Annotated in this window: 13 protein-coding genes; all 13 read right to left on the minus strand. The window is 48.4% G+C overall.

The annotated features are described in order from the left end of the window. Window positions 1-4 precede the first annotated feature (4 nt). The 13 genes from AC2TDN_RS04315 to AC2TDN_RS04375 all read right to left on the minus strand — a co-directional run bounded on the left by AC2TDN_RS04315 (window position 5) and on the right by AC2TDN_RS04375 (window position 10,745). On the minus strand, window positions 5-367 hold the full coding sequence (locus AC2TDN_RS04315) for a diacylglycerol kinase family protein (RefSeq protein WP_482066995.1): 363 nt from the start codon (window positions 365-367) through the stop codon (window positions 5-7). Further along, window positions 367-864: an rRNA maturation RNase YbeY gene (ybeY, locus tag AC2TDN_RS04320; protein WP_482066994.1), complete on the minus strand. Its 498-nt coding sequence runs from the start codon at window positions 862-864 to the stop codon at window positions 367-369. The genes AC2TDN_RS04315 and ybeY overlap by 1 nt, the downstream gene beginning before the upstream one ends. Next, complete coding sequence (locus AC2TDN_RS04325) at window positions 861-3,107, minus strand: HD family phosphohydrolase (RefSeq protein WP_482066993.1); 2,247 nt, start codon at window positions 3,105-3,107, stop codon at window positions 861-863. Before AC2TDN_RS04325 ends, ybeY begins: the two co-directional genes overlap by 4 nt. A gap of 17 nt (window positions 3,108-3,124) precedes the next feature. Further along, window positions 3,125-4,096 (minus strand): PhoH family protein, encoded by a 972-nt coding sequence (locus AC2TDN_RS04330; RefSeq protein WP_169082250.1) that lies wholly within the window; start codon window positions 4,094-4,096, stop codon window positions 3,125-3,127. Window positions 4,097-4,102: 6 nt separating this feature from the next. Then, window positions 4,103-5,296: a sporulation protein YqfD gene (gene yqfD, locus AC2TDN_RS04335; RefSeq protein ID WP_482066992.1), complete on the minus strand. Its 1,194-nt coding sequence runs from the start codon at window positions 5,294-5,296 to the stop codon at window positions 4,103-4,105. A 55-nt stretch (window positions 5,297-5,351) separates the two neighbouring features. Continuing rightward, window positions 5,352-5,630, minus strand: a complete 279-nt coding sequence (yqfC, locus tag AC2TDN_RS04340) for a sporulation protein YqfC (RefSeq protein ID WP_482066991.1) — start codon at window positions 5,628-5,630, stop codon at window positions 5,352-5,354. 221 nt (window positions 5,631-5,851) lie between these two features. Beyond that, window positions 5,852-6,349, minus strand: a complete 498-nt coding sequence (locus tag AC2TDN_RS04345) for a hypothetical protein (protein WP_482066990.1) — start codon at window positions 6,347-6,349, stop codon at window positions 5,852-5,854. A gap of 75 nt (window positions 6,350-6,424) precedes the next feature. Further along, window positions 6,425-7,420, minus strand: a complete 996-nt coding sequence (gene floA / locus AC2TDN_RS04350; protein WP_482066989.1) for a flotillin-like protein FloA — start codon at window positions 7,418-7,420, stop codon at window positions 6,425-6,427. 33 nt (window positions 7,421-7,453) lie between these two features. Then, window positions 7,454-8,827 (minus strand): NfeD family protein, encoded by a 1,374-nt coding sequence (locus AC2TDN_RS04355; protein ID WP_482067169.1) that lies wholly within the window; start codon window positions 8,825-8,827, stop codon window positions 7,454-7,456. 154 nt (window positions 8,828-8,981) lie between these two features. Next, window positions 8,982-9,425: a GatB/YqeY domain-containing protein gene (locus AC2TDN_RS04360; protein WP_139994357.1), complete on the minus strand. Its 444-nt coding sequence runs from the start codon at window positions 9,423-9,425 to the stop codon at window positions 8,982-8,984. A gap of 15 nt (window positions 9,426-9,440) precedes the next feature. Further along, window positions 9,441-9,614 (minus strand): 30S ribosomal protein S21, encoded by a 174-nt coding sequence (gene rpsU / locus AC2TDN_RS04365; protein ID WP_005547957.1) that lies wholly within the window; start codon window positions 9,612-9,614, stop codon window positions 9,441-9,443. Window positions 9,615-9,699: 85 nt separating this feature from the next. Beyond that, window positions 9,700-10,053 (minus strand): histidine triad nucleotide-binding protein, encoded by a 354-nt coding sequence (locus AC2TDN_RS04370; protein ID WP_482066988.1) that lies wholly within the window; start codon window positions 10,051-10,053, stop codon window positions 9,700-9,702. Window positions 10,054-10,142: 89 nt separating this feature from the next. Next, on the minus strand, window positions 10,143-10,745 hold the full coding sequence (locus AC2TDN_RS04375; protein WP_484687111.1) for a hypothetical protein: 603 nt from the start codon (window positions 10,743-10,745) through the stop codon (window positions 10,143-10,145). Window position 10,746: the final 1 nt, after the last annotated feature.

The following is a 10,746-nucleotide window of genomic DNA, read 5'->3' on the forward strand; positions in this document are numbered from 1 at the left end:
CAGCTTATTTCACAATTAAATGCCATAAGGGCGGCCCAAGGATGAGCAGCCCTATAATAGCTGAGATTGCTGCCGCAACTAGAACAGCTCCGGCTGCAACGTCCTTCGCTACTTTTGCGACCGGATGAATGTCCGGGCTAGCTAGATTAACGGCTTGTTCAACTGCCGTATTAATCATTTCCGCACTAATAACGACAGCGATGGCAAGCAAAATAATGGCCCATTCAAGCGGTTCAAGCGATACGATTATCCCTAAGCAGCATGCGATCAAGCCAGCAACGGCATGAAATCGCATATGGCTTTGCGTACGAAGAGCAAAGCCGATCCCGAATATTGCAACGGCGAAGCTTTGGATAAACTTCTTCATTACCGAGTGAGGCCAGCTTGCTGCAAAATCGCTTCCTGTTTCGCGGTCATTTCTGCTTCCATTGCATCGTCCTGATGATCATAGCCGATTAAATGCAGGAAGCCATGTACAAACAAAAAGCCGATTTCACGCTCCAAAGAGTGACCATACTCCTCGCTTTGTGCCTCAGCCGTGTCGACACTAATAACAATGTCGCCAAGCATGCCGGAAATCGGATCTGCCTCATCTTCGCTCTCAACCTCGAAGATGATGTCCAGCTCTTCTACCCCGTCCTCTTGCATAGCAAATGACAGGACGTCCGTTGGACGGTCGATGCCGCGATATTCGCGGTTTAGCTGATGAATCTCCTCATCGTTCGTAAACGTCAGCGATACCTCGCCATCTGAAATGCCCTCTGCTTCGCCCGCCAGCTGCAGCAGCTGCTCTAATTTGGCAATCCATTGATCGGGTATTTCCAGTCTTTCCTGCTCATTACTCCATCCCAGCTGCAAGCTCATGCCAAGCGCTCCTTTGTTTTCACATCATCCGGATACTCAATACGTGAATGGAATATGCCAATTACGCTTTCTTTAAGCGATTGCGCAATTTTGTCAAGCTCCTTCAACGTCAAATCACATTCATTGAACTGATTGTCATCCAATCTGCTCTTAATAATTTTGTGAATCATCGCCTCTACCTGCTCCACAGTCGGATTGCGCAGGCTGCGCACCGCCGCTTCCACGCAATCGGCAATACCAACGACTGCCGCTTCCTTCGATTGCGCCTTCGGACCTGGATAACGGAAATCATCCTCCGTAATTGCAGGCTCAATTCCTTGCTCCTCCGCCTGCTTAACCGCTTTGTAATAAAAAAACTTCAGCGAGGTTGTACCATGGTGCTGCTCGGCGATATCCCGAATCGGCTTAGGAATATTATGTCCCTTAAGCATGTCCACGCCATCTCTTGCATGGGCCACAATGATCGATTTGCTAAGCTTAGGATCGATCGTGTCATGCGGATTTTCAATATTGGTCTGATTTTCGATAAAATAATTTGGCCTCTTCGTCTTCCCGATATCATGGTAAAACGAGCCCACGCGGCATAGCAGACCGTCGGCCCCAATAGCCTCGGCCGCCGCTTCGGACAAATTGCCGACCATTACGCTGTGATGGTACGTTCCCGGCGTCTCCGTAAGCAGCTTGCGCAGCAGCGGATGGTTCGGATTCGACAGCTCCACTAGCTTAAGCGCCGATAAAATGCCAAACGTAATTTCAAAAAACGGCATCAAGCCGATAACGAGCACGGCTGTTATTAGTCCGCTGGCGAATGCGAAGGCAACGGAATAAATGAACGGCACGCGATCCATCTGCTCAGACAGCAGCAAAATCGTAATGACGGAGAACGAGCCGAACAAACTAACCATAATGCCGGCCTTCAAAATCGTTGATCGCTGGCTCGCTCTGTGAATCGAGAAAATAGCGGCAAACGATACAACTATAATGACGAAGCCGTATTGGAAATCGAAAATTTGATGCTGTCCGGTATTTAATATAATGCTTCCCATAATCGCAAATAATATGGAGCTGATCATCGCTAAATGCATATCAAGCAGCAAAGTGATCAGCATCGTTCCAAGCGCAGCAGGCGCCAAGTAGCCAGCATAGGGCGCGGCATCCGTCTGCGTCAATGAAATGATTTGGATCGTAATAATATTTATCAAGTAGATAAGCCATAGCATAAGGAGCGATGCATTGTTGTATTTCGGCTTAATTCCATTGATGCTCCCTGACTGATGCAAGTACGCGTACAGCACGACGATGAACATCAAGGACATGATCAGCAGCCCAAGCTGCGGCCAATAATTTTTTTTATCCTGCAGCAGCGAGGAATCAACAAGCAGTTTGTATAAGTCAGGCGTTATCGTCTGACCGCGCTTTACGATCAAATCGCCTTCTTTAATGACGACTGCCGGCGTATTTTGCTTCGCCTGAACTTTAGCCTCGTCCGTCGCATCTTTATCCAAAAACTTATTCGGCATTATCACAAATCTCGCAAGCTCCTGCACGATCTCTCTGCTTGTCCGGCTGGATAGCGAGCTTGCATTCACGAGCTCGGCAACCTGCGTTCTCGCGGTCTCCGCCTCGCGGAGCTGCTCTCCTGTGAGCTTACGCACAATTTCCCGAGCTACTTTGCGCATCTCGGTTAAAGTTTCGGAAGTTAAGTTCGGCATTTTGTAGAACGTTTCTTCCGGAATCGTATATTGCTGCTCCTTCGTAATAAGCATCATTTCTTCTAAGAGCGCATCATTGTATGTGCCTTTGCCTTTGTTCAGCTTAACGAAGTTGTCAACGTATTCGGAATAACGACCCGGAATTTCATTGCGGTAAATATCGATCTTATTTTGAACGGTGACTTGATCATCCAAATTCAACTGCTCGATCCGAACAAAAATTTGCTCAACCAGCGCATCGTTGCGCAGCGGCACGATCGAATAAATAACGTCGACCTTATCAGCAGCATCCTCTTCCGCCTGCCTTGTCGCCTTCTCGTCTTTTATTTGGAAGGGCGCTTTAATATCCTTCTCGCTTACAGCGCCCTCCTCAATATCATAGGTCTCGGGAACAAGATGCGGAGCCAAGCTGAAATAGAACAGCAGCACAAACATAAACATCAGCACCCAGCGAACGGCTGCGCTTTGCTTCCAACCCGTCGTCTTAGACGGCCGCAAGCTCTCCTGTTTTCCGGTCTGGTTTTGGTTCATGCAGCAGACATTCCTTTCTAGGCTTTGTTTTCAGCATCCCAGTTGTAGGCAACAATTATTTTTTGCACTAGCGAGTGACGCACGACATCCTGCTCAGAGAAAAGGATGATGCCTATTTCCTCTATGTTTTTCAAAATACGCTGCGCTTCGATCAAGCCCGAGTTTTTGCCGCGTGGCAAATCGATTTGCGTAACGTCGCCTGTAATGACCATTTTCGATCCGAAGCCAAGCCTTGTCAAAAACATTTTCATTTGCTCCGGCGTAGTGTTTTGAGCTTCATCCAAAATAATAAATGCGTCATCAAGGGTACGCCCGCGCATATAAGCAAGCGGAGCAATCTCGATCATGCCGCGCTCAATCGCTTTAACCGTTTGATCAGGACCAAGCACTTCGTGCAGCGCATCATATAATGGACGCAGGTATGGATCAACCTTTTCCTGCAGGTCGCCCGGCAAAAATCCGAGATTTTCTCCCGCTTCCACAGCAGGCCTCGTCAATACGATCCGCTTCACAGAGCCTTCCTTAAGCGCTGCAACGGCTAGTACGACGGCAAGATAGGTTTTGCCCGTTCCGGCTGGCCCTATTCCGAACACGATATCCCGTTTGCGGATGGTCTTCACATAATGGCGCTGCCCAATCGTTTTCACGCGAATCGGCTTGCCGCGGTACGTAGTCGTAATTTCTTTCTTAAACAAGTCCAGCAGCTCTTCCGCTTGCATAGACCTCGCAAGCTCAAGCGCATAGGCTACATCCCTCTCGGAAGGCTGGTAACCGCCGCGTACTAGCTGTATGAGCACATTGTAAAGCTGTTCTAGCGAATCAACCTCTTCAGATGGACCTGAGATGACAATTTCCGCTTCGCGTGATGTAACAGATGATTCAACCTGGGCTTGTATTAGTCGCAAGTAATTGTCCTGGGGGCCGAATACAGCCAGTCCCTCCGCTGCGTTGCCTAGAGGTATTTTTACTATTTTCGTCTCAATTTGCAACAATCCTCATTCTCCCTGCATCTGGACTAGTGGCATTTCCTTAACGATAGATTGCTCGACCTCAAAAAGAACTTTCATATAAACTTTACCATTGTCCGCCTTTTCATGCAAAACAATTTCATCTCGGATGACCGCATCGCTGCCTGCTTTTATAAGCACATCGGCTTTAGCCTGCAGGATGCCAGCGCTCTTCGCCTCTTCTTCCGTGAGCGTCCTCTCCTCCATGCGCGTCTCCATGATGGTCTCCTTCATGCGTCCGATCGGCAAAGCCCAATTGCGCCAGGATGCCTTCTCCTCATGACGAATCGCTTCTGATGAACGGTATGGATTTTCGCCATATCCGCTTACTTGAAGCGCACGCGAGCCGAACACCGCAAACCATTTTGTCTTCTTTTCCCCGGTGTATACCTTAACGTGCTGAACCAAAGGTGAAGAAATTTCGAACTCGTACCATACGAGCCCTCTAACTTTGCCTTTTGCAACAATTGTCCGCGAAAATTCTTCTCCGCCGATTGTTCCCGAGATTAGCGTCTGGCCTTTCTTAACCTTCGTATTTTTCCTGACGACGGGCCTTCCCGCCTCAGCGATAATATCAGTAACGACAGCATCTGCCGAGGCTATCAGATGACGCGGCGTCTGCAAGGAAGCCTGCTCGGGTATGGTCGATTCCACTACTTGAATGATGACCTTCGTGCCCTTCTTCTCTACGCCGACCCAGGTGGAGCCCGGCAGCTTTTGTACGAGACGCTTGGACATAACGTCGGTATCCGCAAGGCGAAATGACCACTGCAACGGATATAAGCCTTCCTGCTTGGCAGCAAGGCGGATTTGATCCTCGGTCAGCTTCACATTGCCTTGTACCTCAATGCTCCACACCAAGGAAGAAAGCATAAATATGATAGCGAAAAACAATACAATGCCGGCTGCAAACAGCTTTCTGCGCTCCGCCTTTACGAGCAGGAAAGGCAAGCCCTTGCGCTTCGTAACATGAGCCCGGCAGCCTGTCTCCTTTAAATACGGACGAAGACCAAAAAAGTCGCTCACCGAAAGCTCAAACTCAAGCAAGCCGCTGCTTGTCCATCTTATGGAAGACAGCTGCAAGCCGCCAGAGAGCGCAAGGTTGACGAGCAGCTCCGGTTGTCCTCCCCTTATGTGAACGGTAACCATTCCCTTTAACCAATCCGCGCCTTGTCCGCTCATGCCGTTCGCCTCCAATACCATTTATTTTTACTACGCCAGCTGGCTTCCATCTACGTTATGGGATCATTTGAATGTTCGAGATTTGACCCTCAATAAACACTTCCTCCGTCCATATCGTCCGAATGACGAGCGAGGTGCCTGTAACCTCCAGCTCTCCTTTGCTTAGAGCCAGCCGCAAGCGCTCGCTTGAGAAATGTACGACTCCCCGATGATTTTCAATATATAATTGGCAATCGCCGATCATGGTCAGACGCGGCAAATCGAATACGACATCATGCGGCATATCCAGTAGCTCTGCTGTCACTTTGCGAAATTTCTTTTTTATACGGCGCATGGAAGAATCTTGGCCTCCTTCAAGGTTTGTTGAGCAAACCTGCTATGTAAGCAAGCCGAAGCTAAGCCTTGCCAGAGCAAAGCAAAGGAGTGGCGATTTTCATGTACTGTACCAAAATATGCAAGCGGCAAAGCTTTTATGAGATGAATCTAGCCAACAACGTTTATGACGGGGAAAAACAAAAAAAAACCGCCGAAGCGGTATGCTCGGCGGTTCATCGTTTATTTTCGAAATGGCCTCTTTGCGCGGGGCGGACCTAAAATTTCAGCCCATATGACCGCTTTGCGCAAATCATCAGCCTGCACAGTTGCTGCAATCTCACGCCGGCCTGCTGACTTGCGCTCTGCTGCAGCCGGAGCCATAGCTTTACTAGCTGACGCCCTCTCAAGCGAACGCTGAAGAGAGGCGATCTGAGGCGCTCCTGAGGGCGACTCAGAATCCCTTGATGTATAGGAACGATCAGGAGATTGCTGACGCTCCTGCTCGGACTGCGAGCGGAAGACGGTCTGAGCCTCTGTTCGCTCCTGCAAGGGTCGATCCTCGCTTTGCTTGCTCTCGCTTGCTTGTGGGAACAAGGTACGCGGCAGACCACCTCCGCCAAAGTCCGGCATTTGACTTGGCTTCTTCTTCGAGCCTGCTTTGCCAAACAGCGAAGCGAGCGCTCCGAAAATAATGACAACAATAAAGATGTTATCCATCAAAAACTCAATAATTTTCAATATGCCTACACCTCCATGGCGCGGTCACGCTAATCGAAGTAGACGATACGATACGATTCGATTTGATCAATGGCATTAGCGGCCTTCTTTGTTGTCAGAAGATCCATCCTGCTTGCCAATAGAGCTGCGCATTTGCGTATCAGCCTCGATGTTTTTCAAGTTCATATAGTCCAAAACGCCGATCTTCCCGCTTCTGAGCGCTTCAGCCATCGCAAGCGGAACCTGCGATTCCGACTCGACTACGCGAGCTTCCATCTCGACGACCTTCGCTTTCATTTCCTGCTCATGCGCGACAGCCATTGCGCGGCGCTCCTCGGCTTTCGCCTGAGCGATCTTCTTATCCGCCTCAGCTTGCTCGGTTTGAAGATGTGCGCCAATGTTTTTGCCTACGTCTACGTCCGCGATATCAATCGACAATATTTCAAACGCTGTACCCGCATCAAGCCCTTTGCCGAGCACCGTACGCGATATCATATCAGGATTCTCAAGCACATCCTTGTGGGAATTAGCCGATCCGACCGTCGTTACGATACCTTCGCCGACACGGGCAATAATTGTTTCTTCACCCGCACCGCCGACGAGACGTTCAATATTGGCACGTACCGTTACTCGTGCTTTAACCTTTACCTCGATGCCGTCCTTCGCCACCGCCGCAACGATTGGCGTCTCAATAACACGAGGGTTAACGCTCATTTGAACGGCTTGAAGCACATCGCGACCAGCCAAATCGATTGCAGCCGCACGTTCGAATATAAGTGGAATGTTCGCGCGCTGCGCGGCAATCAAAGCATTGACAACTCGGTCAACGTTACCGCCAGCCAGGAAGTGGCTCTCCAGCTGATTAATGTTTAGGCCAAGACCCGCTTTTGTCGCTTTAATTAACGGATTAACGATTCTGCTTGGAACAACCCGACGAAGACGCATCGCAACGAGCGTAATGATACCTACTCTTACGCCTGATGCCAATGCCGAAATCCATAGCATAATAGGGAAAAAGCTGAGAAATACAGACAGCACGATAATGACGACGACAGCCAAAATTAATATGGACACCAATGGATCCAATTGCATAGTTTTAACCTCCATGTATTTATATTGTCCGCACTATTTTACGATTTCTTTGACGACTACCCAAGTCCCTTCAGCCTTAACAACCTTGACGGAACGATTTGTATCAATAAATTCGCCTGATGTGACCACATCTACGCGGTTATCGCCGATCAGCACCGTTCCAGCTGGGCGAAGCGGCGTTATCGTCGTTCCTTCCAGTCCCAGCAGGGAATCCTTCACATCCGCCGACAAGTACCCTTGCTCCGTTGTCAGCTTATCGCGCAAAATAAACTTGTTCCATATGCCGCGTTTTTTGTTCATTCTTACGAATATGGCAATCAGTATGATCGCTGCGACAAGCGCGATGACGATCGAGATGAATGCTGTCATCGGATCAGATGCTGCCATGACCACACCTGCTATTAACGCCGCGCTGCCAAGTAGGCCTAGTATACCGAAGCTCGGCACGAATACCTCGATAATAAGCAGGGCAATTCCGATTACGAACAGAACGACCGATTCCATTCCCGCAAATCCAGCCACATAGTGACCGAAGAAATATAGGCCAAATGACAATAGGCCAATAATCCCTGGCGCTCCAAAGCCCGGTACAAGCATTTCAATCACTATGCCTGCAATACCCAGGATGAGCAGCACCGTCATGACGATTGGATTGATGAGCCATCTGGCTGCATTTTCCGCCAATGATGGTTCCACTTCAATCTGTGTCCGCCCTTCAAAGCCCAGCCATTTGACCACTTCGTCAACTGATGCAGCCGTATGCTCGGAATAGCCGACTTTCTCGGCCTCGCTCGCTGTCAGTGTAAGTATTTCACCTTTTTGCTTGTCTCTGCCGATCTTATCCTTCAACGACAACTCCACATTCGGATCAACCATAGCTGCTGCAATGCTTTTGTCGCGCCCTTGCAAAGCGGCCGACTCGCTCATTTCAGAAGTCCAGAATGAGATCGTTTTCGGATTTTCGATCAGGTTGCCCGAGCCGTCTACAACCGCTGCGGCACCGATCGTACTGCCAGGCTGCATGACGATATGATCCGCATTAAGCGCGATATACGTGCCTGCCGATACCGCCTTGCCCTCGACAAACGCCGTTGACGGAATTTTATTCTCACGAATAAAATGACCGATGCTCTCTGCGTTCACTACCTTGCCGCCAAGCGTATTGATAACGAGTATGACATGCTCTGCTTTCGCTTCCTCTGCTTCTTTATAAGCTCTTTCCAGAAACGATTGCAGACCGGACTCAACCGTTTGCTTAACCGGTATGACATAAACAGCGGGACCGACTTCATTCGCAGCACTCGCTTGCTCTACCCGAGCGCCAAACAAGCCTGCAAGCGTCACCAGCAGTAGTGCCGCAAGCAAAGCAATAGGAGTAGCGGACCATCTTCTTCGCCATCGATTCATGTGCAAGAAGCTTCCTCCTTCTTTTCATGTAGTGTTCCCTACTACGTGCAGCAAGCTAAAATGTTTCAAGTTTCGTATCCATACTATACCATTTGAACTAGAATAAACAAAAAAACACCCCGGTTAGGGGTGTTTTGTGAGTCCGTATGTTTAGTTAGTTGAGATGTTGCTGTACGAGCTGATTTACTAGTTTACCGTCAGCGCGTCCTTTTGTTTTGGGCAAAAGGGCACTCATAACTTTTCCCATATCGGCTTTGGAAGAAGCACCGAGTTCATGGATGGTCTGCGTTACTATCTCTTGAATCTCTTCTTCAGTCAGCTGTTCGGGAAGGTATTGACTAATAATTTCAATTTCGACCTCAAGACCCGCTACTAAATCATCACGGCTGGCTTTTTTAAATTCTTGGAGGGAATCTTTACGTTGTTTGATTTCACGACTCAATATATCAAGCACTTCGTTATCGTCCAAAGGACGCTTGAGATCGATTTCCAAGTTTTTCACTGACGCGCGCATCATACGAATTACGGAAAGCTTAAACTTGTCCTGATTCTTCATGGCTTGCTTCATATCGTCGGTCAATCTTTCGCTCAGGTTCATTGTGGAAGGATCCTCCTAAAACTTTCTCTTGCGCGCAGCCTCAGACTTTTTCTTGCGCTTTACACTTGGCTTTTCATAATGCTTGCGTTTTTTCACCTCAGCTAGAACACCATCTTTAGCGATGGAACGTTTAAAGCGGCGAAGCGCAGCATCAATAGTTTCGTTTTTGCGAACTTTAGTTTCAGACACCAGTTTTCCCTCCCTCCGAAACAGACCGTCCAGAGCTATAACACGGTTTATCAAATTTCATTATATGTCAAACCAAAAGGCAGTGTCAACTTTGGATATCTACGAGCAGCGGTGAAAGTTTTGTTCCCCCTAGCAAATGGATATGCAGGTGATAAACGACCTGTCCGCCATCGGAATTAACATTGTTGACGAGTCGATAACCAGACTCTGCAATGCCTTGCTCCTTGGCTATCTGACGGGCTACCGAGAACAGCTCGGCTACGACCGGATCATCTTCATCGGTTACGTCATTCATGGTAGAAATATGTTTCTTCGGAATGATGAGAATATGTACCGGAGCAGCTGGCTGTATGTCGTGAAATGCGACAATTCTGTCATTCTCAAATACCTTCTTCGACGGAATAGCGCCTTCGATTATTTTGCAAAAAATACAGTCCATGTGATTCACCCCCTGTCTACTCATCTTCTCCTATCATAACGAAAAATCGAGTAGTAGTCCAATCGAATGCCGGAGAGCTGATTCATGCTTTATTTAGGGGAGCTCGACATCGTTTGCTGAAGCTCCAATACAAGATCAATCCACTCAAGTCCGCTCGACAATCGGATTAAAGCGATTCGGTTATCAGCGATTTTAGTGTTGAAGCCTTTCAGAATGCCAGACATCGTTTCGTATATGCCTATTAATTTGAGAATATAAGCATGTTCTTCATCGTTCAAAGGCTTATCGTATTCGCCTATTTGTTGCACCTTTTTTTCAGTTTCGCTTAAGAAGATTGATACCAACTCCGAGCTAAATTTCTCCGGCTCAGCAGATATGCTCGCGGCTTCATCGGTAAGCTTAGCTAAAGCATTACCTTTTGCGGCTGCCTTGCCTGCATCAAACTTCACATGAAGGCGTTCCTCTAAGCTTTTGCTTTGCAGCATAGCATCCAGCACCGGAATCATGTCATCCACATATTGTCTCGACTCCGAGGCTGCTGCGAAAATGCTCTGACCCTTTACAAAATTCTTTTCCTGCTTATGCTGTAAAAATTGCGAGTACAAAAAAACATTGCCGATTAAGCTGAATACGAGAATAACAAGTGTAATCGGCAGTGCGATCGAGCGCTTGCCCGTATGCTGCTGTTCCAAC

The organism is Paenibacillus sp. Y660 (assembly GCF_057221575.1).

Excerpts from the sequence above, each read along its gene's own strand:
- AC2TDN_RS04315 (WP_482066995.1), bottom strand. The coding sequence starts at position 367 with ATGAAGAAGTTTATCCAAAGCTTCGCCGTTGCAATATTCGGGATCGGC.
- ybeY (WP_482066994.1), bottom strand. The coding sequence starts at position 864 with ATGAGCTTGCAGCTGGGATGGAGTAATGAGCAGGAAAGACTGGAAATA.
- AC2TDN_RS04325 (WP_482066993.1), bottom strand. The coding sequence starts at position 3,107 with ATGAACCAAAACCAGACCGGAAAACAGGAGAGCTTGCGGCCGTCTAAG.
- yqfD (WP_482066992.1), bottom strand. The coding sequence starts at position 5,296 with ATGAGCGGACAAGGCGCGGATTGGTTAAAGGGAATGGTTACCGTTCAC.
- yqfC (WP_482066991.1), bottom strand. The coding sequence starts at position 5,630 with ATGCGCCGTATAAAAAAGAAATTTCGCAAAGTGACAGCAGAGCTACTG.
- floA (WP_482066989.1), bottom strand. The coding sequence starts at position 7,420 with ATGCAATTGGATCCATTGGTGTCCATATTAATTTTGGCTGTCGTCGTC.
- AC2TDN_RS04355 (WP_482067169.1), bottom strand. The coding sequence starts at position 8,827 with ATGAATCGATGGCGAAGAAGATGGTCCGCTACTCCTATTGCTTTGCTT.
- AC2TDN_RS04360 (WP_139994357.1), bottom strand. The coding sequence starts at position 9,425 with ATGAACCTGAGCGAAAGATTGACCGACGATATGAAGCAAGCCATGAAG.
- AC2TDN_RS04370 (WP_482066988.1), bottom strand. The coding sequence starts at position 10,053 with ATGGACTGTATTTTTTGCAAAATAATCGAAGGCGCTATTCCGTCGAAG.